The sequence below is a fragment of the Parabacteroides sp. AM08-6 genome (genome assembly GCF_003473295.1).
Classification (GTDB): domain Bacteria; phylum Bacteroidota; class Bacteroidia; order Bacteroidales; family Tannerellaceae; genus Parabacteroides.
In genome coordinates, this window is sequence record NZ_QRMP01000018.1 from 1 (window position 1) to 22567 (window position 22567).

25 protein-coding genes, 1 tRNA gene and 2 pseudogenes are annotated in these 22567 nt (G+C 42.9%); 11 read left to right on the forward strand and 17 right to left on the reverse strand.

Annotated elements, in window-relative coordinates:
* Window positions 1-11 precede the first annotated feature (11 nt).
* The 6 genes from DW103_RS11650 to DW103_RS11675 all read right to left on the reverse strand — a co-directional run bounded on the left by DW103_RS11650 (window position 12) and on the right by DW103_RS11675 (window position 4320).
* Entirely contained in the window at window positions 12-677 is a 666-nt protein-coding gene (locus DW103_RS11650) for a DUF3164 family protein (protein ID WP_122276316.1), read from the reverse strand.
* 30 nt (window positions 678-707) lie between these two features.
* The gene (locus DW103_RS11655; protein WP_122273626.1) at window positions 708-929 is read right to left on the reverse strand and encodes a hypothetical protein; all 222 of its coding nucleotides are present in this window, start codon (window positions 927-929) and stop codon (window positions 708-710) included.
* Window positions 929-1420, reverse strand: coding sequence for a hypothetical protein (locus tag DW103_RS11660; protein ID WP_147381206.1), 492 nt, complete (start codon window positions 1418-1420; stop codon window positions 929-931). Before DW103_RS11660 ends, DW103_RS11655 begins: the two co-directional genes overlap by 1 nt.
* Before the next feature lie 70 nt (window positions 1421-1490).
* Window positions 1491-1757 carry a hypothetical protein gene (locus DW103_RS11665; protein WP_147381207.1) on the reverse strand — a complete coding sequence of 89 codons (267 nt, stop codon included), beginning with the start codon at window positions 1755-1757 and terminating at the stop codon, window positions 1491-1493.
* A gap of 26 nt (window positions 1758-1783) precedes the next feature.
* Complete coding sequence (locus DW103_RS11670; RefSeq protein ID WP_122276322.1) at window positions 1784-2761, reverse strand: ATP-binding protein; 978 nt, start codon at window positions 2759-2761, stop codon at window positions 1784-1786.
* Window positions 2758-4320 carry a hypothetical protein gene (locus DW103_RS11675; protein ID WP_370453479.1) on the reverse strand — a complete coding sequence of 521 codons (1563 nt, stop codon included), beginning with the start codon at window positions 4318-4320 and terminating at the stop codon, window positions 2758-2760. Before DW103_RS11675 ends, DW103_RS11670 begins: the two co-directional genes overlap by 4 nt.
* A 111-nt stretch (window positions 4321-4431) precedes the next feature.
* On the opposite strand from DW103_RS11675, the gene DW103_RS18635 reads away from it, so the two are divergent.
* Window positions 4432-4848 (forward strand): hypothetical protein, encoded by a 417-nt coding sequence (locus tag DW103_RS18635; RefSeq protein WP_370453480.1) that lies wholly within the window; start codon window positions 4432-4434, stop codon window positions 4846-4848.
* A gap of 163 nt (window positions 4849-5011) precedes the next feature.
* Here the strand turns inward: DW103_RS18635 and DW103_RS11680 are convergent.
* From DW103_RS11680 to DW103_RS11700, 5 genes are all read right to left on the reverse strand, one after another.
* Window positions 5012-5093: transfer RNA gene (locus DW103_RS11680), tRNA-OTHER, on the reverse strand.
* A 72-nt stretch (window positions 5094-5165) separates the two neighbouring features.
* Window positions 5166-5402: a hypothetical protein gene (locus DW103_RS11685; RefSeq protein WP_122276326.1), complete on the reverse strand. Its 237-nt coding sequence runs from the start codon at window positions 5400-5402 to the stop codon at window positions 5166-5168.
* Window position 5403: 1 nt separating this feature from the next.
* Window positions 5404-5781, reverse strand: a complete 378-nt coding sequence (locus DW103_RS11690; protein WP_122276328.1) for a hypothetical protein — start codon at window positions 5779-5781, stop codon at window positions 5404-5406.
* 355 nt (window positions 5782-6136) lie between these two features.
* The gene (locus DW103_RS11695) at window positions 6137-6409 is read right to left on the reverse strand and encodes a hypothetical protein (protein WP_122276330.1); all 273 of its coding nucleotides are present in this window, start codon (window positions 6407-6409) and stop codon (window positions 6137-6139) included.
* 12 nt (window positions 6410-6421) lie between these two features.
* Window positions 6422-6607: a hypothetical protein gene (locus DW103_RS11700; RefSeq protein WP_122276332.1), complete on the reverse strand. Its 186-nt coding sequence runs from the start codon at window positions 6605-6607 to the stop codon at window positions 6422-6424.
* Between the two features lie 123 nt (window positions 6608-6730).
* Here DW103_RS11700 and DW103_RS11705 point away from each other — a divergent pair, with 123 nt between their 5' ends.
* The 4 genes from DW103_RS11705 to DW103_RS11720 all read left to right on the forward strand — a co-directional run bounded on the left by DW103_RS11705 (window position 6731) and on the right by DW103_RS11720 (window position 9768).
* On the forward strand, window positions 6731-7378 hold the full coding sequence (locus DW103_RS11705) for a S24 family peptidase (protein ID WP_122276334.1): 648 nt from the start codon (window positions 6731-6733) through the stop codon (window positions 7376-7378).
* Between the two features lie 514 nt (window positions 7379-7892).
* Window positions 7893-8381, forward strand: coding sequence for an RNA polymerase sigma factor (locus tag DW103_RS11710; RefSeq protein WP_122276336.1), 489 nt, complete (start codon window positions 7893-7895; stop codon window positions 8379-8381).
* 13 nt (window positions 8382-8394) lie between these two features.
* Window positions 8395-8955 carry a hypothetical protein gene (locus tag DW103_RS11715; protein WP_122276338.1) on the forward strand — a complete coding sequence of 187 codons (561 nt, stop codon included), beginning with the start codon at window positions 8395-8397 and terminating at the stop codon, window positions 8953-8955.
* A gap of 159 nt (window positions 8956-9114) precedes the next feature.
* Window positions 9115-9768: a PorT family protein gene (locus DW103_RS11720; protein WP_147381208.1), complete on the forward strand. Its 654-nt coding sequence runs from the start codon at window positions 9115-9117 to the stop codon at window positions 9766-9768.
* Window positions 9769-9792: 24 nt separating this feature from the next.
* On the opposite strand, the gene DW103_RS11725 is transcribed toward DW103_RS11720, so the two are convergent.
* The 6 genes and pseudogenes from DW103_RS11725 to DW103_RS11745 all read right to left on the reverse strand — a co-directional run bounded on the left by DW103_RS11725 (window position 9793) and on the right by DW103_RS11745 (window position 16668).
* Entirely contained in the window at window positions 9793-11001 is a 1209-nt protein-coding gene (locus DW103_RS11725) for a hypothetical protein (protein WP_122276342.1), read from the reverse strand.
* A gap of 63 nt (window positions 11002-11064) precedes the next feature.
* Window positions 11065-12975: a DUF349 domain-containing protein gene (locus DW103_RS11730; RefSeq protein WP_122276344.1), complete on the reverse strand. Its 1911-nt coding sequence runs from the start codon at window positions 12973-12975 to the stop codon at window positions 11065-11067.
* 228 nt (window positions 12976-13203) lie between these two features.
* Window positions 13204-14439, reverse strand: a complete 1236-nt coding sequence (locus DW103_RS11735) for a sodium ion-translocating decarboxylase subunit beta (protein ID WP_122276346.1) — start codon at window positions 14437-14439, stop codon at window positions 13204-13206.
* Window positions 14436-14813 (reverse strand): annotated as a pseudogene (locus DW103_RS18640) (acetyl-CoA carboxylase biotin carboxyl carrier protein subunit); the annotation flags it as partial. The gene DW103_RS11735 and the pseudogene DW103_RS18640, both read right to left, overlap by 4 nt.
* Before the next feature lie 24 nt (window positions 14814-14837).
* Window positions 14838-16364 (reverse strand): annotated as a pseudogene (locus tag DW103_RS11740) (oxaloacetate decarboxylase); the annotation flags it as partial.
* 22 nt (window positions 16365-16386) lie between these two features.
* On the reverse strand, window positions 16387-16668 hold the full coding sequence (locus DW103_RS11745) for an OadG family protein (RefSeq protein ID WP_122276350.1): 282 nt from the start codon (window positions 16666-16668) through the stop codon (window positions 16387-16389).
* Window positions 16669-17314: 646 nt separating this feature from the next.
* Between DW103_RS11745 and DW103_RS11755 the strand changes: the two genes are divergently transcribed.
* From DW103_RS11755 to DW103_RS11780, 6 genes are all read left to right on the forward strand, one after another.
* Entirely contained in the window at window positions 17315-18280 is a 966-nt protein-coding gene (locus DW103_RS11755) for a tetratricopeptide repeat protein (protein WP_122276354.1), read from the forward strand.
* Window positions 18281-18385: 105 nt separating this feature from the next.
* Window positions 18386-18538 carry a 50S ribosomal protein L34 gene (rpmH, locus tag DW103_RS11760; protein WP_005633099.1) on the forward strand — a complete coding sequence of 51 codons (153 nt, stop codon included), beginning with the start codon at window positions 18386-18388 and terminating at the stop codon, window positions 18536-18538.
* 120 nt (window positions 18539-18658) lie between these two features.
* Window positions 18659-19288 (forward strand): PASTA domain-containing protein, encoded by a 630-nt coding sequence (locus DW103_RS11765; RefSeq protein WP_122276417.1) that lies wholly within the window; start codon window positions 18659-18661, stop codon window positions 19286-19288.
* A gap of 2 nt (window positions 19289-19290) precedes the next feature.
* Complete coding sequence (locus tag DW103_RS11770; protein ID WP_122276356.1) at window positions 19291-20364, forward strand: RluA family pseudouridine synthase; 1074 nt, start codon at window positions 19291-19293, stop codon at window positions 20362-20364.
* A gap of 2 nt (window positions 20365-20366) precedes the next feature.
* The gene (locus DW103_RS11775) at window positions 20367-21344 is read left to right on the forward strand and encodes a D-alanine--D-alanine ligase (protein WP_122276419.1); all 978 of its coding nucleotides are present in this window, start codon (window positions 20367-20369) and stop codon (window positions 21342-21344) included.
* Between the two features lie 5 nt (window positions 21345-21349).
* Window positions 21350-22504, forward strand: a complete 1155-nt coding sequence (locus tag DW103_RS11780; RefSeq protein WP_122276358.1) for a 1-acyl-sn-glycerol-3-phosphate acyltransferase — start codon at window positions 21350-21352, stop codon at window positions 22502-22504.
* Window positions 22505-22567: the final 63 nt, after the last annotated feature.

The following is a 22567-nucleotide window of genomic DNA, read 5'->3' on the forward strand; positions in this document are numbered from 1 at the left end:
ATACGCTCATGCTACAGGCGATTAAAAGATGGTTCCAGCTTTCGCCATACGCCTATAGCGTCTTTTTTCCAGAAATAAAAGTTGATGGCCGTACCGTCGACAATATTACTTTCGCGAAATAGCTTCATGATGGAAGTATATTCTTCGTTGGCAAAACGTTCCTCCATTTCATACAATTTCGAAATGGACTTATAGTCCAAATCACCGTATTTGTTGCGCTCCAACAAAGTCATTGCCAACTGGTACATTAAGTTTTCAGTACCTTCAGGAGTCTGCTTTACCCAAGCGAGAAGAAAGTCGATTAAACGGGTAGCCGCAACGTCAGCACGTTCGTCAAAACGTTTCACCTTGTTACTTTTCACCTCAATTTTAAAATCACCGGACTTGATGGTATAACTTAGTTGTCCCGGATTTCTAAGTTGTCCGTATTCGGACAATACTTCACGAAATGCTGCCGTCTCATCACACATAAAGGAATGTAAGCCTGATACTTCCTCTATTACAGATAAAACCTTCGTACTGATTTTTTGTACCAATTCAGCCCGAATAGCTTCATACGCCTCCCGCTTAATAAGTGCCTGGCGACGTTCTTCTTCCTTTTTCGCTCTTTCTTCCTCTCTTTTGGCCTTGGCCATTTCAGCCAATTCCTTACTTGTTAAACTGCTTAAATCTTTCATTTCTGTTTTATTTACTTGTTAATCATGTTTTTATCTCCTAAAATCCTCATTCACCTCCAGCGCGCTTTCGCCTTTAAGGTCGAGTACTTTTTTATCTATCCAATTCAGACGACTAATCAGCTTGCCATTATCCTCTGTCGGATGGTCGAAAATCCAATCCAGGATACCATCGCTTTCGGTCTCCAGGGATTTAACCTGTTCCTCTTCCTCCGGAGTAAGGATTTTTACCGGTTCTTGCTTCATTCGTCCCATTAGTTCTTCGATATTATGTAATCCAATGCCGGGTCACCGTTTATATCGATGCTGTTTTTCTTGCAATACAAGCTGTAAATTGCCGTTAGCCGGCTTTCGGGAATCTTGTTGAAGTTTCCGCAGTTGGCCGCCCGGCAGGCAATGGCCATCGCATAGCGTATTTTGTCGGCAGGGGTATCGAACTTATATCCCAATTTGTCAATCCAGGTACAGATTGCAGCTATGACACGTTTGGCAGCTTTGTCGCGCTCTTCGTCATAGCGCGCCAGACGTTGGTGGCTGTCTCCCTTCATCGCCTCAATCATCATGCTGTAACGTTCCGGATACTTCCGATACATTTCCGTAAGCGAACAGGTAAGACCATCGCTGTATTGGCTTACCAAGCCTTCCTTTATCACGTCCTTGTATTGTTCCTTATAACCGGGGACATTACGAATAAGCGTCCAGAACAAGGCATGAGGCGTACGTTTTGAAACTTTCTTTGTTACCATAATTTTGTTTTTTATGATTGATTGCTCCCGGAGGCGGAATCGAACCGCCTCGCGATAACCGTTCGGGATATTATTTCTTTTGTTTCCAGACAAGTTGCCGTTCCAGCAATCCATCTTCCTTTACATTATTGTAAATCTCACCACGGCAAAATTCACAAAGACGGTCAACCGGATCAGCCCGGAGGCTGCAATAACCTTTTCCACATACACCGCATACGGAAAATTCTACCTCTACCTGTTCACGCATTGTCTTATCTTTGGCCTTGCAGATGTCTACGTGAACTTTGTCCTTCCTGCACCGGGTACAGATGGCCTTTTCGTCTAATTTCAGTTCCATTTTATCAGTGTTTAAATAATGAATAATCAATCTTTTATTGGAAGCCTGTATTTCATCCTGAAAAAGCGTTCAGTAAGAGGAACACCCATTTCGTCAGCCTCACGCATGGCTGGAACGAGGAAATCATACAATTCACCGTAATTCTCACATACGGCCCGGACCGTGTTTTTGAAACTTGCGGGATAAGGCATATCGGACAGGAAGGCGTTGAAACTTCTATCCAATGGGGTAATGTGACGGATGCCGGCCTTGAAACGGCGATAAAATTGGGGTATCCCTGGTTTGTTCTTCGCTTTTAGCCTGTCCAGAGTGATGATAAGTTGGTCCGTCCCGATTAATACCGTGGCGCAACTCCATTTGATTGTGTCGTACATGGCCTTTAAAGCCTGTATGGTGGTCATGGTCAAGTTCTCGGCTTCATCGAAAATAATCATAGGCTTGCTTCCTTCGAACCGTCCTTGCGTATACAGCCAGACATTCAGTTCGGTTAGACGGCGGCTTATTGTCCTTCCCTCCACGTTCCGCCCCGTAGCCTCGGCCATTTTGTCGATCAGGTCGTTTACCTTGTCATATTTGTGGCAAGTCACCACGAAAACGCGGTTCGGAAACTCCTTTTTGAAACGGTCAACCGTATATGTCTTCCCGGCTCCGCTCTCACAAATCAAGACACGGGTGGCGCTGGTGGCGAGAGCTTCACGCAATTCCAAATCTATTTCCTTGTATTGCGGTGTATCCACGTGAGGCCAATACTCCTTTGCCAGCTTCAAACCTATGCAGTCGGCTAATTGTCGGAACCAACGGTCGGCGATATCCTTGTTCTCGCCAGTCTTGGAATCCTTGTAGGTGAAATCAGATCGCATGATATGCGACACATACATAACGTTTACCTTCGTAAATTGGGCCAATTGGTTCACGCCGGAAGATTTGTCCGATACCCAGCCGTTGGCCGCGGCATATTCGTTACAAGCGTTCGCTACCTGCTGTTTTTGTTCGATTGAAATCATATCTGTTTGTTTTTATATAGTTGTTCTTTCATTCGTGTATATTCGTCCGTACCGTCATCTACAGTAACAGGCTGTTTCTTTTTAGCGGCTTTCCGGTTCTGTTTGGCTTTCGCCTCCAAAGCCCGTTCGCGTTCCTCGTTGGACCTTTCTTTGGCGTGTTTGGTCTGTCTGCATACATTTCCGTATCGTTCAGGGAAATCGTTGTAAATGGCCTCTGCTACAGCCTTTGCCTCTTCCGTAAAGTCCTGAACCTTCTTTATTACCTTTGCCTTGCGTATCATGCCCTTTCCGATGGCCGCCATGTTTTCGTCGGTTGCTTCGGCATGGGTGATGGCCGCTTTTGGAGTGGGATAACAAGAAAACATATAGCGTCCATCCTTCGTGTAGACATCGGCACATTCCGCGTCCCAATAGATATCCGTCTGTACAAGACTGGCATATCCCAGATATTCACGTACCAATTGTCCCAAAACCTCGAAATCCGGTATGTCGAACTTGTAAATGGTTCCTTTGCGTTCCAATTGGATCGTACCGCGTTGCCGGGTGATTTCCTTGCTGCTGCAACGTCCGGTCAACTTACGCCATATACGTTCGTCGATTTGTTTACATTCCGGATGCAGGTTTTCCGCATACATTTCCGAACGGGAAAGGCCGACATGTGTCTTGTCCTCGTTCCATTCGTTAATTTTAGCTTCCAATTGGGCGACAGCCTCCTCATAGGTCGGAAACTCTTCGATATTGGTATAATCATCGTTGTTCTGATTTTCAATGCTTTTAGCGTCCCAACTCGACCCCATCCAGTTCATCATCCGGCGGAAACGCTTTTTGAACAGGCGGAACTGGGTTTCTGCGTAGTTAGATTGAGAATTGCCCGCTTCAATCGTACGGAAATGGCGGCAAACCAATTCCAGAAACATTTTACTTTCTTCGGCAGTAAACGCTCCGTGATTATCGCTTACAAACTCCATCACCTCATGTTTGTCACATCCCTGCAAAGCCATCAACATCGCCTGTTTCATCATATAGGGCGACTCACTGTGATAACCAGGAGCGGAAGGACACCAGCCGACAATCTTCCCGGTAGCCACATCGCTGACCAACATCACATATAGACGCATGGAACGCAAGTCACCGTCTTTATCATAATATTTATATCCGATAGTACCGGAACCGTCCGCACACCAAAGGGAATTGGAGTGAATAGGCTTGTCGCTTGATATATAGGGAAGGCATACTTTGTTGAAAAAGCTTGATCCATGTCGTTCCATAGTTGTATTGAAAGCCGTATCATATGAGTTCGTGTAGTGGCAAAAAGTTGAATAACTCATAGGTTCAAGCCCCATGTAGGCAATATCATCCCGGTATTGGTTCCAAAGTTCAATCTTACTACCCTTTCCGGCACCTCCCGGATTCATCCAAAGGTCGAGGATGATAGCCTGGTGCATGTCAAAATCGTATATTTCACCTGTTATTGTATCTACCAGCCGGTCACGGCCCAACTTCCGGGCATTGTCATTTCCAAAACGGCCGGAAACCAGATATTCGCGTTGCCCGTCCACATCCATAGGAAAATAAACAAGCTTTTTGCGAAAGCTGCCTCCGGTCGTAATTGTGAAACCATATAGTTTTCTGCGATTCAGGATGGAACCGCATAGGGAGAAAAAATCCTCTTGACGCCTGATACCAAGTTCCTGATAGCTTTTATCGGTAACCATCTCACGGGCGACACGAAGCCAGTTCAATGCCTCTGCAAGATTCCGAGCCATATCCTGATTATATTTGTTCACACCTTCAACTTGTTTAAAGAGGTAGTATTCGATATCGGTACGGGTAATCCGGTTTGTCACTTTCCGGATAAGGCATTCCTCAACCTCTTTTCTGGTCATTTCGCGTTTTTCTTCCTTAATCCGGTCCACTGCATGAAGCAATGTATCCTTGTCTCCCAAACGGGAGCGATATTGGGTGTCTTTCCGGTTGGGAATGTAGTCGTAATCATAATAAAAACGGCCGTCTATACGGGCGTAACGCCAAGACTTACCGGTGGCGGGCAAGATTTCTTTTGTGCGGTGGCAAGGAGAAACAGATGATTTATAGTTTAAACGTCCTTTCGTTCGTAAATATTCATCCATACCATTTCCTAGCGTATTGCAGATAAACCGTTCCGAGACCCACACCGTCGGCGTGTCCTGGAACGTCCTGATAATTATGTCATCCTGTCCGATATTCATCGCTTAAATACTATTTTATTAGTTCCCGGAAGAGGATTCGAACCTCTGACCATATCGCCTGAATTACCAGTTTCGATTGTTCTACCTGACTGAACTATCCGGGTCCCACCCTCGTGCCGCGGGTCGCGTACCGTGAAACCTAAACCAATCTTTCCTAAAAAACCAACCTCGATTGTTTATTTCATTTTTCCGAAGGTTCGATCGAACCACCGATCGAATTCATCGGCTGCCTGTTCTGCCTCCTTTTCATTTTTTATCACCAACCAGCAGAAGACCACAAACACCATAAACATAGACAGGCCCAGAATAAACACTGGTTCGCCCGTTTCCATCTCCCATTCCATGCAGCCCAGTCCGCCTATCATCAGAAGCCAACTGAACAGCCATCCGTAAAGAATTATCCTGCCTTTCATATCATTCGTCCTCCATTAATTGTGCCTTTGCCAAAACTTTTGTCTCCAATATCAGTGCCGGATCAGCCAATTCCATCCAGCCGAACCGGTTCTTTAATAACCTATCCAGTACCTCCCAGTTTTCCAAACTGACACAGTCATTGTAATTATACCATTGACTTTCGCCAGTTTTAGGATCAAGTCCAACAATCCCCCAAAACAGTTTACCTGCCGTCCCAATCCTGACCTTGCAGCAATCCGTTGCATATACCACCCGGAACACCGGACGTTCCTCTTCCTTATCACCGGTATAGACCAACATCTTGAAGCTGATATCATACGAGGAATCCATCTCGAACGGAGCCTCGCACAATTCTTTGTAATTCATTTTCTCTGCCATCTCTGTATCATATTTAGTAATTGCCCCGCCGCCGGACCCGATCCGGCACTTGCAAGCCTTTAGCTTTCTTGGCGGGAATAGTTGGAGGTTATGGTTAAATAGCCTACTTTTAGGCGTTATTAATCAAAAATTATTGTTTATGGAAAACTATAATGGACTATATGAAGCATCCTATGGGATTACAGTTAAGTCTGACAATCACAAAGATTGCTTATTTACCTATAATAGGTTCAAGCATTTAACCGCTGCATTCAATTATGGGAACATCAGCATCTATGAGTCTAAATCAGCACGAAAAGGAGATGTCTTATCTCGTGATATTCAAATAATATTTACAGGATATGCAGATCAAGTCCTAATTTTCAAAACAGCTATTGATAGTATTATCTGCGATATCAACATTTCCTCTGCTGAGACTACTGCTACTTTGTACAGGGCTATTGTAATTAGGGAAAATGCACGACGAAATCTTATCGAGCAAACTTCCTAAATTTTCTATAATATGATCACATATTACGACTTCATCAGGAACAGCTTTTTGACATTCGATACGTCCTAATTCAATCTCTTTGGCTGCTCTGTCCAAAAGGGAAGATAATTCTTTGTAATTCATTTTTTCAGCCATCATATTCGTACTGTTTTAAATCGTTATCACTCGTTCTTCTTTTTTCACTGATCCACCCAACTTGATTGCCATTGCCCGGATCTTTCTTGCCAGCTCCGTATCGATGTGACAGTTCAATGCCAGGCTGATTGTTTTGTCACTACACTGAAGGATTTCTTTTACCTTCTTTCTGATTGCTGTGTCTGCTAAAACCTTTGCCATATTTCAACTTTAATTAATAATTCATATCTTTACAGCGTCAGTAATGTTCATTACGACGATGCAATATTAGTAGTAAATCTTCTAATATCAAAATATTTTACGAGTAAATTTACTATTAAAATTATGGGAACAGTTCAAAGAGTGCAGCAATTTATTGAAACAAAGGGGATTAGCAAGTATAGATTTTATCAAGAATCAGGGCTTTCTAATGGGTCTCTAGATAAAGGAGAGAATATAGGCTCAGATAAGTGCGAGAAGATACTCTATGTATATCCGGAGCTTAATCCTGACTGGTTGATTACTGGTCGTGGTTCTATGTTGAAAGAAGAAAAAGAAAACTTGAAACCTCAAATTAACTATGAAAACAAAGGTGCGCCTTATTATAATATAGATTTTATAGGTGGATTCGACCTTGTTATGAATAATCAGACCCTGAATCCTGATTATTATATTGATTTTGCCCCATTTAACAAAGAAGGGGTGGTATGGTGCAATATTACAGGGCGTTCTATGGAACCAGAATTGAACAATGGCGATTACATAGCGATGAAAGAAATGACTGATCCTATTCAATATTTACCGTTTGGTGAAGTATATGGTTTTGTCACCAATAGTTATCGTACTGTTAAACGTATGGGGAAATCAGATAGAGAAGGATTTATTCGTTTGATTCCGACAAATAAGAGTCCAGAATACAGTGAACAGGATATCCCCGTCAACATAATCCGTAAAGTTTATGCTGTTTTGGGAAGCATGCACAGACTATTTTAACCGACGAAAGCTATAACAACACCCTCCAAGCAAATCCACCAATAAAACAAACGGTACAAAAAATGTCCTATAAAAAAAGTAGGACAAAAAGTAGGACATTTTTTAGGACATTCCATTAGTACAAAAAATGTCCTACTTTTATCATTTTTTGCCCAGCAAAATCATCTGGCAAAATCATGCGTCCCAAATTAAGGCGTTTTTAGCCCCATAGAACGCTTCAAATTAAAACGAGGTTGAATTTAACCGTAAAATTAAAGGTCGCGTTTAAAACGAAATTCAATTCGATTCAACTTTAAACAAGGCCGTTCGAGGTTGTTATTTTATGGTTACTCTTTGTTTTACAGTCGTTTATGTTATTATGTATAAACTGTACTATTGGTTTTACCCCCTATAAGGAAAACGGGAAAGGATAGCGTTCTGGAAGTTAGAAAAGAAAAAAGTTGAAATAAATTTACTACTTTCATGTAATATATTGCTTGTCGGTGCGACTAACTAAGTATAACGATTGAGTGAAATGGATAGACAAGAATTGGAAAAGGCTTTTATTACATTAGTGGAAGATAATAAGCGGATTATCTACAAAGTCTGTTATGTGTATGCGGCGGACAAGGATGGATTGAACGACTTGTATCAGGAGGTGGTGATTAATTTATGGAGGGCTTATCCTCGCTTCCGGGGCGAGTGCCAAGTCTCAACCTGGATTTATCGTATTTCGTTGAACACATGCGTCTCTTTCTACCGCAAGTCCAAATCTCATCCGGAAGTAGTGCCTATCTCTGTCGATTTGGAAGCGTTTCCGGAAGAGGAAAGCAAAACATCGCAGCTTCGGGAACTTTACCGGATGATAAATTGCCTCAAGCAATTGGAAAGGGCGCTTATCCTGCTTTGGCTCGAGGAAAAGAGTTATCAGGAAATGGCGGAAATAACCGGCCTTTCGTCCAACAATGTCGCAGTTAAGCTCAATCGTATTAAAGAGAAATTGAAACAAATGTCGAACCGTTAAAGAAGGATATAGTATGGAATTGGAAGAATTAAAAGCAAGCTGGAATGTATTAAATGAAGAGTTGAAGAAACAGACGGTGTTGAACCGGGAGATGGCAATGCGTATGCTCCGTAACAAGGGGGAGAGCGCTTTGAGCAGCCTGATGCTTTGGGAAGGATTTGGAGTGGGAGTTGCGGTTGTTCTTGCGTTGTCGGGAATCCTGGTTTATCTGCTTACCCATTGGCTTGGACAGTTGTTGCTGGGGGAATTTGTGGTGTTGCTTATTCTGGCTTGGCAATTGTATAAATACTGCTTCTTGAAGAATATCCGCTTGGAGGAGCTAAGTGTATGTGATGCTTTCCTCCGGATTAATAAGTATAAGAAGATGCTTATAGGCGAAATCTTTTCTACTCCGTTTATATTGGTGCCTTGGTTCTTTGTGCTGGACTGGGGGCAGGAGTTTGTTTGGGGGAAATGGATATTTATGATTATTGCTTGCCTGATTTGTGTCCCTCCGCTTTATATGTACTATTGGAGGCGCATCGCCAAGCTTCGCCAGAGCTTGGAAGAACTGAAAGAGTTTGAAGCGGAATAATATAGTCTGGAAAGAGCAAGCTTATTCGTCTAAAATATTCTTGTTCAACAATATCCCCTTTTGCTTCAGCATGTCCGGCTTTTTGTACAAAGGATGAAGAACCGTATACGCAACAGTTTGTATCCCCGTTTTGGAATTATAACGAAATGGATACAAGATATGAAAAAGAAGAGTTGTGTATGGTTGGTATGTATATTGCTTTGTCTGTCTTCGGCAATGGAAGGACAGGTGATACGGTTGGATGGCGGAGCTGCTTTCTCCAAGCTGGTAACGAAAGGGGTGCCGGACGGCTATTCTTATAATGCGGTCCGCCCCTTTCAGATATCGGCAGGTCTGGAATACTGGGATAAGGGGACATTCAATTTGTCCAGTTCAATCGGTTATCTGAGGAAAGGGGGAAGCATGGACGTTGCTGTAGAGGAGAATGTTGGAGATATTCCCTACTATACGAAGTATAAAGATTATATCGATTATCTGACTGTCAATACCCTGTTTAACTTGAAGCGCTCCGTGCGCCGTGAAACGTATTACATCGGAGTTGGCCCTCGTCTGGACTTTAAGTTGGGAACGAGTAATTATTCGGAAGCGGAGAAAATAGATATAGGCCCTATACAGGACGCTCGTGCGGTTGTATTCGGATTAAAATGTGAAGTGGGCTTTTGGTTTGATTTGACCGAGCATTACCGGATTGGCACTAACTTCTCTTATCTTCCCAGTTTTACGAAAGCATGGGTGTCTCCTGTTGAAGACTCTAAAATGAAGATTGGTGACCGGACATTTACTTTAAGCTTGTCTTTGGGATACCGGTTGTAAGCAGGTTGAGCCACAGGTAGTTGGTTACATGACCAATATGTAAGCCCTGTAATGCGTGTCTTTTGTGACCGGGCAAAGTGGAAGGTATCCTGCTCTGATTTTACCGTTCTGTATCTTCAGCGGATAGGCATTCTCCATGAGGCGGTGGTACTCGTAAGCCTCTCCGGACACGCTTTCGTAGGTGATGTGCATATCTCCTATGGCTTTAGGGGCCAGATACTTTTGGCTGATACGTAAAGCTACTAACCCCATGGTGTAGCGCATGTTGATTTCGATGCAGGGATGAATGCCCAGGCTCTTGTCCGCCTTGTAATAGACAAGCATATCAACGCCCAGGTAACCGGTATAAATACTCCCGTAAATGGGTTGCAAGGCCTCTTGTACTGCCCTTTTTATCCGCTCAAACTGTTCTTTCCCGAACTTCTCATAGAAAAAGGTTTCCAGATATTCCTGGCTGCCTAACACGTTGCCGGAATAGGCTCCTTTCTTTCCTGCGCCGAACACGGAAAGTCCTTCGTAGGTAACATTCCCTTTCCCGTCCGAATAAAACTCCATGGCGAAGTCCTGCAGTTTCTCCAAAGCACATTCAATGCTGACAGTGCCTTGCTTCTTTAAAGCTCCTTCTATCCAGGTTTTATCTTTGGCAGTCAGCGTGCGTTCCGGGAGCCAATGTAGTCCGCGGCCGGATGAGGAGTAGGGAGTCTTTAGCACAAACGGAGCATTTTGCAGACGGATGTATTGCTCTATTTCGGATACATCCTTGCAGAACTTGGGGACGCCAGGGATGGACATGTCCGGTAGAAGTTCGCGTATCTTTTCCAGGCATTGGGCGGCGGTTTGTCTTCCGGTAAGCCCTACATAGGCTTCTTTCCATTGGGGAACCGACAGATTTAATTGGTAAGTCTCTTTTAGTTCATTAAATAAACGGAGGCTTTGCGGAGATAATCCCCAAGGGGCAGCCTCTGTCTCCGGCATTGTTTTTGCTTTGAGTGGCAGCTCTTTCCGTGAAAGGACGGTTGCAAACGGCCGGAGTTTCTCCGGAAGGGCCGTGAAGAAAGAAGGGGAACAGCTCTCTTCAGTGAAAATGAAATCTTCCGGTTCTGCATACCAGACGGGTAAAAGGGATAATTCCCTTATCATCCGTTGTACATTTCTTGGAGGCGTGTAATTCTCGGAACCGAGCAAAACGGCTGTCTCATGACCGGGATTGAAGTAGTGTATTTTAGCTGTCATTTCTATTAAAAGCAACAAAGCCGTCTGGGTTGGAGACGGCTTCGTGGTTTATTTCCTGAGGATTTATTCAAGATTTTCGTCGATAGCATCAATCTTTTTAATGGTAAGTGCCATCTCGTTCTTCAATTTCTCAATCTTTCGTTCCATTTCTTTTAGCAATCCGCCTCCGCCTTTAGAGGAGATGCTAAGGAAACCGATATTGTTCTCATATGTTTGAAGCTCGTTTTTCATCCGTTCGTACATGCGCATCAGTTTCTCCCGTTCGCCGTATAATTTCCCTTTACCCCGTTCACCACTGCCGATGTCGGTTAGGTTACTACGGAAAGTCTGCATCTTACGGTCGTTCTGGTCTATCTTCAGGCGGTCGAATTGTTTGTCTATCGCTTCATGATATTCCTTATACACTTTGTCCTTTTCTTTAAAAGGAACGTGGCCGATTGTGCCCCATTCTGCCATATAGCCTTTCAGAATGGCAAGAGCTTCGTCATGCTCTGTTTCTTCTACTGCGTTTATCTTTTCGATGAGAGCTTTCTTGGCAGCCAGATTGGTTTGTTCTACGCTTTTCTGTGAAGATACGTTTTTGTTCTTTTGTTCGAAGAAGTAATCGCAAGCGGAGATGAAACGTTTCCAGACAGCATCCGAATGTTTGCGCGCTACGGAACCGATGGTTTTCCATTCTTTCTGGAGAGCAATCATTTTTTCTGTCGTACTCTTCCATTCTGTACTATCTTTCAGTGCTTCCGCTTTTTCACAAAGAGCTTTTTTCAGTTCGAGATTTTTCTCCATCTCTTCCTTAATGCTCTTATAGAACTCGCTTTTGTTGTTGAAGTAGACATCGCAGGCGGCACGGAAACGTTCAAATATCTTGACGTTAGACTTTTTCGGCGCGAAGCCAATAGTTTTCCATTTCTCCTGAAGTCCGATTACTTCTTTATTTTTTTCTTCCCAGTCCTTAAATGATTTAAGGGTGGAGAAGTCGATACTCTCGATTTGCTCACAGATGGCCGTTTTAGCTTCCAGGTTTTCCTGTTCTTTTGCTTTCAGGTTCTCGAAATGTTCCTGGTGGCGTTTGTTGATGATGGTGGAAGCTGCCTTGAAACGAGCCCACAAATCTTCACGGAGTTCTTTGGCTACCGGTCCGATTTCGCGCCATTGCTGGTGTAGTTTCTGAAGTTGATGGAATGCCGAAACGACATCCGGTTCATTTTCTAATTTTTCTACAGCTTCACAAAGAGCCGTTTTCAGTTCGAGGTTCTTCTTGAAGTCGTAATCGCGGAACTGATTGTTTATCTTGATGATGTCGTAAAACTTTTCACTGTACATCTGATAATTCTTCCACAATTCGCTGACATGCTCCTGGGGAACGGCCTTCACTTCTTTCCATCTCTGTTGGATGTCTTTGAAGTCGTTATATAATTTGTTGAAATCTTCCTGGCTTTCGGTTAAAACTTTCAGTTGATCAATCAGTTGAAGTTTTAATGCGTAATTGGCAGCTTTGACTCTTTCTTCTTCTGCAGTTATGGCTGCTCTTTTTTCTTTGTATACCGCGAGAAGTTCTTTAATTTTATTTTCTGTGTCATCTTCAGGTGCTACAAAATCCTTTTCTTCTCCCCCGTTTTCGAGGAATGCTTTCTTCAATTCGTCCACTTCGGCACGGTGGATTTTATAATAAGCCTGCTTGAGAACTTCTATCTCATTGCGCGTTGTGTCGGCTGCGGTTTCAACCAGAGTTGTTAATTTCTCCAGAATTTCTTCTTTCGATAACTTTCCGGCTGCGACAACAAGTTCCTCACCCGTAGCTTCGCCTGTGTCGGTCTTTGCTTCGGGGGCATCTTCTGTTACGGCTTCTGCTTCCGGTGCTTCGTTAGCTACAACTTCTTCCACCTTGTTTTCCGGAGTTACTTCCGGAGCTTTAGTTTCTTCCAATTTGCCGTTTTCTTCAATCGGTAAATTAGTTTCCTGAGTGTCCTTCATATTCAATCACATTTACGAAAAGGATAAAAACATCCTTATCAAGTCACAAATTAAAGTAAATATTTTTGGATTACAGCATTTGAGAACGATTTATTTATAAGAAGTTGTTAAAATAATAAATAAAAGGATGAAAAAATCATTCAAATCTCTTCATTGTGCGGTATATAAACAAAAGAAGCCGGATTTTAATCCGGCTTCTTTTACTCTAATATGGATGTTATACTTGATTTATCCCAGGAATGAAATCAATACACCGGCAGCTACGGCAGAACCGATAACGCCGGAAATATTACTTGCCATACAGTATTGCAGGACATGATTCTTCGGGTCATATTTCAGCGCAATCTCATTGGCTACACGCGAAGCCATCGGTACGGCACTCAAACCTGTCGCTCCAATCAGCGGATTGATTTTCTTTTTTGTGAAGAGATTGAATATCTTTACAAAGAAAATTCCTCCGGTAATGGAGAGAGCGAATGCCAGGAAACCGCCGACAACAATGCCTATAGTCGTCAGGTTCAGGAATGCTTCGGATGTCATAGTGGCTCCAACCGACAATCCGAGGAAAATGGTAGCGGCGTTCATAATACTGTTGGAAGCCGCATCGAACAAACGGAAAGTGTTTGTTCCGATTTCCTTTACCAAATTACCAAACATTAGCATACCAATCAGTGGAACGGCACTCGGTACGAATAGTGCTACAACCGTAGTGACTACGATAGGGAAGATAATCTTCAATACGCGTAGATTCTTAATCTCTGTCGTAGAAGGATATTTCTTTTCCTGTTCCTTCATATTGATACACAACTCTTTTTTCGAGCAGAGTAATTTGACAACCAAAGGGATGATGACCGGAACCAATGCCATGTAGGAGTAAGCTGCAATAGCAATCGGACCTAGCAGGTGCGGAGCCAACTTAATAGTCGTGAAAATGGCCGTTGGTCCGTCGGCGCCACCGATAATTCCCAGAGCGGCTGCTTCTTTCGGTGTGAATCCAATCAAAATGGCAACCAGCAGAACCGTGAAAATACCCAGCTGGGCGGCAGCTCCGAAGATGGAGAGGCGTAAGTTTCGAAGCATTGGGCCGAAATCTGTCAGCGCACCTACTCCCATAAATATGATGGGGGGCAAAAAACCGGTCTTGATTAACATATAATAGATAAAGTTCATCAGTCCCAGTTCGTGAGCAATATCGTGGAGTGGCATCTCCCAGATGTTTTTCATTACCCCATGTATATTTATAAACCCGTTCTCGTCAGCTTGTATCACACCCATATCACCTCCGGGGAAGTTTGCCAGTAATACTCCGAAGGCTATCGGCACGAGCAGTAGCGGTTCGTACTGCTTTTTGATGCCGAGATAAAGAAGTATGAATGCGATAGCATACATGATTAGAAACTGCGGTTCAGCAATGATATTACTGAACGCAGTCATTTCATACAGATTTTGAAATATCTCTTTCATTCCTGTATAATCATTAATACATCATCTTCCGAAACCGCATCTCCTGAAGCCAGGCAGATGGCGGTGACTGTTCCGCCGAATTCTGCACGTACGGCATTATAAGTCTTCATCGCTTCCACATAACAGAGCACGTCGCCTTCCTTTACAGTGTCGCCCACTTTTACAGGGGTATCGGAAGCATTCTTTACCAGGAAGAATTTTCCTTCCAACGGCGAAAGCACTTCTTTTCCTGTTCCGGTTGGTGCGGCGGCAGGAGCCGATGCCGGCTCTGTTGCTTTTTCAGCTGCAGAAGCGGTAGGTATTGCTGTGTTGTCCGTATCACCGAAAGCAACCGTTACGCGATAGCTTTGTCCGTTTACATCAACTGTCATGACTTGCGGAGTTGTCGGCATCGCCATTGTCACGCTTGTAGGAGCGGTTACCGGAGCCGATGCTGCAGGAGCCGGTTGTGTTTTAGCTTGCAGGTCAGCTTTTCTTTTTGCTACATCTGCTGTAAATTCGACTTTGGCCTTACCGGAACGATAAGCTTCATATTGAGCCGGATGCATGGCGTATTCGAATAATTCTTCATCATCTTCACCAGTTTCCCACTGTTTTTCGTTCATCAACTTACGGTATTTGTCGAGAGCATCGGGGTAATTGTCTTGCGGATTACCTTCAAAGAATTGACGTCCTTCGGCTTCTGCTTTTGCGATGATTTCGGGAGCCAGCGGTCCGGGGAGCCTACCCGCCTTGCCCAATAGCATATCCCAGATGTCGTCGGCAATCATGCTCCAGCGAGCTTTTCCTTTTTCCATCTGCATAACGTTCATCAGTGACAGGTTCTTGACATATTGACTGAAAGGAGTCACTAATGGAGGGTAACCTACACGTGGCCAAACATAAGCAACTTCGTCGAATAGTTTGATAAGCAATTCGTCTTGCGACATGAGCGGTTTGCCTTGTTTGACATGGCTTTTGTTGATGGTTTCGAGGTTCTTTTCCAAATCGGCCATCAAACTGCCCATCATACCACCCGGCAGGCCCGGTCCAATCAGCAAGGAGTTCATCAACCGGTTTTTCGGGCTGATATACAATCCCAGGAAGTCGTCCATATATTCCTGTATCAGGCTACGGACTTTCATATAAGCTTCCATATTGATTTCCGGAACTTTATAACCGGCATCTTTCAGCATAGCCTGTACGGTCAGCAGGTCGGCATGGCCTGTTCCCCATGAAAGCGGTTCCATGCCTACATCGATATAATCGCAACCGGCATTGCACACTTCCAGGATGGAAGCTACGTTGAACCCGGGACCGGCATGGCTGTGATACTGGATAGGGATTTCGGGATATTTGGCTTTAATATTACCAACAATCTGTCCCAATGAGTGTGGCCGGCCGATACCCGCCATATCTTTGATACAGATTTCATCTGCTCCCAGTTCGATTAATTCCATTGCCATTTTCGTGTAGTATTCAACGGTATGGATGGGCGAGTGGGTGATACACAAAGAACATTGGGAAATCATTCCGGCTGCTTTCGCGTATTTAATGGACGGTGCGATATTGCGTACATCATTCAGTCCGCAAAAAGTGCGGGCAATATCCGTGCCCTGTGCTTTTTTTACCTGATAAAATAACTGTCGAACATCGTCGGGGACGGGACTCATGCGCAAACCGTTCAGGGCACGGTCCAACATATGTGTCTGGATACCGGCTTCATGAAACGGCTTGGTCCATTCGCGAACCGCTCTATTTGGATTTTCTCCGAATAATAAATTAACCTGTTCGAATCCTCCTCCATTGGTCTCAACACGGGCGAAACAGCCCATTTTAATGATTTCAGGGGCGACCCTGGTCAGCTGGTCTACGGTGGGAACATATTTCCCGGCTGATTGCCACATGTCTCTGAAGACCAAGCTAAATTTAATTTCTCTTTTCATGATATCTTAATGTGTGATAATATTATGATTTCTCAATTTTAACGACTTTCCCTTTTCCGCCGGTAACGACGCTGACTGCCGAAATAATTGCTGCTGTGGTCTGGTTTGTAATGCCCGTAACAGGAGCTGTCGTTGCAACTTGTGGTTGCGGTTTGATTTGTTTCTTTACGGTGACCTCTTCGGGGGCGTATTTGTTTACCAGTGTAATTAGTCCTTTCCCAAGATTAATGACAATCAGCAAAATCGCAAAAACTGTTGTCATACCGACTACCATTAGTAAAAGTCCAGTTTCTAAGTTTTCCATATAATATATTTAAATTAGGGAATAATTGTGCAAAAAGTGTGAGTGGTACAATCTCTCCCAAGTTATAAATTCGCATGCAAAATTAGAAAAATGTATTGTAACCACTCAATGGGAATATATAAAAAAACAAAAGAAAATGAAATTGAACAGGCCTAAGTGTGTTATCTTTAAAGCAAAAACGCCTTTTTGCTTTAAAATTGAAATATTTTCTCTCCTGTTTGTTGTAAACTACAAAAAAGAGACCAAAGGGATTTTGAAATGCACCACTGCACAGTACATGACAAAAAGTATGTAGTATAAAACTATCAGTTAAAAAATAACGAAGAATTCCCTTATCCATTTTCAGTGTATTAAATAGATAGTACTTCCCTCGCCCCATCTCGGCAAATTGGCAAGTTGTTCTCCATTTTGGTGTTTTGCTGTCTATTTGATATGCTAAAAAGGGTTACATGTGCGGGTAATTTATTTTACCCGCCATATTAATCCCATTTAGTTGTTATACTAATGACATTTTGATAATTATGGAAATGTTCTTCCAATAACTCGCCAGTTGTGTCGGTAAAATAAAACATTTCTTTTATCTCTTCTTTCTTAAAAAAATAGAAGTCGTATCTTTGTCGTCCGAAAACCAACAGCAAATGAAGTCATGGGAAATTTCTTTACATCACTTTTCTCTTCTTCCAAAGCAGCAACACCTGAAGAAGAAGAGAGCAAGAACAAGCAGAAAAATTTTGATATTCTGAAATACGACGGTGTCCGTGCGCAAAAAATGGGACAAGTGGCGTATGCGATTAAATGTTTCACGGAAGCGTTGAATATCGAGGAAGATTTCGAAACAATGACCTATCTGGTCTCGGCTTATACAATGGCAAACAAGTTGGAGGAGGCTTTGGATACGTTGAATCGCATGGTGGAACTCGAACCGGACCATATCAATACACGTCTGACCAGGTCGAATGTATTGTTTATGCTTGATAAAGATGCCGATGTAATTGCTGATTGTACCCGCGTGATTGAATTGGAAGAAAGCAATCATCTTGCTTGGTTTCTGATGGGAAAAGCAAAACGGACAACCGGCGACCCGTTGGGTGCTATAGCCGACCTGACCCGTGCTATCGCCTTGAAGGAGGATTTTACCGATGCTTATCTGTTGCGTGCGGAAGTATTGCTTTCGATGGGACAACCCGGCGAAGCGTTGCCGGATGCGGAGAAGGCCATTACATTGGCTCCGGATGAGGAAACGTCCTACCTGCTTCGTGGCCGTATCTATGAAGCGATGGGTAATGCTGATGCTGCGGCTGCCGATTATCAGAATGCGCTGGATTTGAATCCGTTTAACGATGATGCTTGTCTGTTGACCGGAAATTTACTGATTGCGCAGGAACGCTTGGATGAAGCTATTTCATTTTTTGATGAAGCTATCGAGCTGAATCCCGAGTTTTCCAAAGCTTATGCCGAACGCGGTCGTGCCAAGAATCTAAAAGGTGACAAAGAAGGTGCTTTCGAAGATTTGAAAAAGTCAATCGAGCTGAACCCGGATGGTGAAGAAGCGCAAAAAATGAACGGGCAACATACTAATTTCGATGATATGTATAAAGGAGGAATCTTTTAATTGAGCAAACAAAAAACACACAACTCTTTGTTTATTAAAAAAAAGGCTCTATCTTTGCAGCCCAAATCGATGTGATAAAGATAATAATAAATAATATATAGAAAGATGAAAAGAACATTCCAACCATCCAACAGAAAAAGAAAGAACAAGCACGGCTTTCGTTCAAGAATGGCTACTGCCAACGGTCGCAGAGTATTAGCATCTCGTCGTGCCAAAGGAAGAGCTAAATTAACAGTTTCAGACGAATACAACGGATAATCTGCTTCCGTTTGAAATTTTTTATAAAGAAAGTAGAGGTTTTTACTAAAAAGCCTTTACTTTCTTTGTTTTAACGGCATTCTTTTCTACTTTTGGTTCGCCGATTAAAATAAAATGGAAATGAAAGACTTTTTGGTAAAACTGATTAAGAATCCGTATGTCTTTAATTTGTTACTGGCTGTGGTTCTTTCGTGTGCCCTGATTTATGGTACGCTGAAATGGCTTGACTCTTATACAAGACACAATGAAGCGGTAGTGGTGCCCGATGTGAAAGGACTGAAAATAGAAGAAGCCGAAGAGTTTTTTAAAAGTAATAATTTGCGTTATAGCGTAATCGATTCTGTCTTTTCTAAAAATGTGGAACCTGGAGCGATTGTGGAATTAGTGCCTTCGCCCGGTTCGAAGGTAAAAGAGGGACGTATCGTATTTATTACTGTTAATGCCCAGACTTCGCAAATGGCGACTATTCCGGAAGTGGAAGATCTTTCTTTCCGTCAAGCGTATGCTTTGTTGCGCGCTCGTGGCTTTGAGAATGTTGAGATTGAATATGTACCGGGCGACTTTAAAGATTTGGCTGTTGCTATCGAACTGCGTGGGCGGGAGTTGCAGAAGGGTGAACATGTTCCGCTTACTGCTCAATTGACCTTGAAAGTCAGTAGTGGAGAAAGTGAATTGCCTTCGGACTCCTTGGGTGTGCCGAGTAGTATTCCGATAGAAACGTTGGATAGTGAAGAAGAAAACTGGTTTTAACTATGGATGAGTTTTATGACGAAATGGATGATGGGCAGGTAGACGACCTCCTGCAACCGGAAGAGGATGATTCTCCTCAACTGTATGAACATTTCCGCTTCGTAGCCGATCGCGGGCAATCCTTGTTGCGCGTAGATAAATTTCTGGTAGACCGGATGATGGGGGCTACCCGTAATCGCATACAACTAGCAGCGGATGCAGGTTGTATCATGGCTAACGGCAAACCGGTAAAGAGCAATTACCGCGTGAAGCCCGAAGACGTGGTAACTATCATGATGACGCGTCCGCGTCGGGACTTTGAAATTATTCCCGAAAATATTCCAATAAAAATAATCTATGAAGATGACGACTTGTTGGTGGTGGATAAACCTGCCGGCTTGGTCGTACATCCGGGACATGGAAATTATACCGGAACGTTAGTCAATGCTTTGGCTTGGTATTTGAAAGATGATCCTACGTACGATCCGAACGACCCGTCTCTCGGTTTGGTTCATCGTATTGATAAAGATACATCCGGATTGTTGGTTGTGGCTAAACGACCGGAGGCAAAGGCGAATCTTAGTCTGCAGTTTTTTCATAAAACAACTCAACGCGAATATCGTGCTTTGGTATGGGGGATTGTAAAAGAGGATGAAGGCCGCATCGAAGGAAATATCGGTCGTGATCCCCGTAATCGTATGCAAATGACTGTTTTTCCTGAAGGTGATTTGGGAAAAACGGCTGTTACCCACTACTCTGTATTGGAGCGGTTAGGCTATGTTACCCTTGTTAAATGCCGGCTGGAAACCGGACGTACGCATCAGATACGTGTCCACATGAAGTATATCGGACATACCTTGTTTAATGATGAACGGTATGGGGGCAACGACATTCTGAAAGGTACAACTTTTACCCGATACAAACAATTTGTTGAGAATTGTTTTGCCATTTGTCCTCGCCAGGCGCTTCATGCCAAGACGCTGGGCTTTGTCCATCCGACTACAGGCGAGGAAATGTTTTTTGATTCCGAAATACCTGCCGACATGAGTCAATTGATAGAGAAATGGCGTAGATATGCAACTACTAAAGAAATATGAAAATGAAAAGAAACATTGCTATTGTAGCAGGAGGCGATTCCTCCGAGATTGTTATTTCATTAAAAAGTGCAGAGGGAATCTACTCTTTTATTGATAAAGACAAATATAATTTATATATTGCCATCGTTAAGAAAGACGGATGGGCAGTGAAACTTCCCAATGGTGAACACATTTCGATAGATAAAAATGATTTCAGTTTCCGTGAAAACAATGAGGTCAAGCATTTTGATTTTGCGTATATCACTATTCACGGTACACCTGGCGAAGATGGACGTTTACAGGCTTATTTTGATTTGATAGGAATGCCTTATTCATCCTGTGGAATGTTAGCGAGCACTATTACGTTTAATAAGTTTGTTTGCAATAATTATTTGCGTGGTTTCGGTGTGAAGGTTGCCGACTCTATCCGTCTTTTTAAAGGACAGTCCATAACGGATGAAGAAGTGATTGAACGTTTAGGACTTCCTGTTTTTGTGAAACCGAATGATGGTGGCAGCAGCTTCGGCGTTACGAAAGTGAAAGAAGCCTCACAGCTTCAACCTGCCATAGCCAAGGCTTTTGCCGAAGGCCGGGAAGTGATAATGGAAAGTTTTATCGCCGGAACGGAGGTGACTTGCGGTTGTTACAAAGTAAAAGGTAAAGAGGTCGTTTTTCCTCTTACTGAGGTTGTCACAGATAATGAATTCTTTGATTTTAACGCGAAATATAATGGTCAGGTTCAGGAAATCACGCCGGCTCGTATTTCGGCTGAACTGACTGAGAAAGTACAGCGTGAGACATCAAAGATTTATGATATTTTGGGTGCTAAAGGCCTGATACGTGTTGATTTTATCATTCCGGATGATGGCGAACCCAAAATGTTGGAAGTCAATACAACTCCAGGGATGACAGCTACTAGTTTTATCCCGCAACAGGTGCGTGCCGCAGGCTTGGATATTAAAAATGTAATGACTGATATTATAGAAAACGAGTTTAAATAAAAGATATGGAAGTTCCGAATAATTTTGACGATATCCGTCCGCTGAATAATGATGAGGTAAAAGAAGCTATTGAGAAGCTTGTTGCCAATGATGATTTTGAGCGGGCTTTTCGGTATATTGAACCGGATGTGAACTGGGATGAATTTTCCAAGACAATGCGTTCTTTTAAGACAAAAGAAGATTTTAAATCGAAGTTAGCATACGAAGCTGTAATGAAGGTCGCCAACGATACGACTTTTTCATTAACGATTTCCGGTCGTAGCCGCTTACCGAAAGATAAGAAACCTTGTACTTTTGTGTCCAACCACCGTGACATTGTATTAGACGCTTCTTTTTTGAATGTGATGCTGTATGATGTCGGATATGGAATGACTCAGGTAGCAATAGGTGATAATCTATTGATTCGCCCTTGGATAGAGACATTGGTACGACTGAATAATAGTTTTATTGTAAAACGTAATGTCTCGGTTCGTCAGATGTTGGAGGTCAGTCGTATCCTTTCTGCTTATATTCGCTACACGATTACAGAAACGAAAGAGTCTATTTGGATTGCCCAGCGTGAAGGACGTGCCAAAGATTCGAATGACCGTACACAGGGGAGTGTCCTGAAGATGTTAAATATGAGTGGGAAAGAGGATATTGTTTCTAATTTGATGGAACTGAATATTTTTCCGGTAGCTATTTCTTATGAGTTTGATCCGTGCGATTTCCTTAAAGCAAAAGAATTCCAACAGAAACGTGATGAGCCTGATTTTACAAAGAGCCAGCGTGATGATTTACTTAGCATGGAAACCGGTATTCTGAATAATAAGGGTCGTGTTCATTTTACTTTGACTTCTCCTATAAATGACCAGCTCGCCAAGTTGGATAGAAATATGGAAAAGAATGAACTGATTGCCGCTATAGCCTCTATCATCGATAAGGAAATTTATAAACATTACCGTTTTTATCCTTGTAATTATGTCGCTTATGATATGTTGAACGGAACCAGACGCTTTAGTGAAAATTATAGTCTGAAAGATAAGAAGCAGTTTGAAACTTATCTGCAAGGTCAGTTGGATAAGATTGTTCTTCCCAATAAGGATGAGGCGTTTCTTCGTACCAAGATACTCGAAATGTATACGAATCCATTGAAAAATCACTTGGAGAATAAAGAGTAGAAAAAGATATTTTGTAAAATGGAGGTGTGTCAAAGCATGGATAAAATGCTTTTGACACACCTC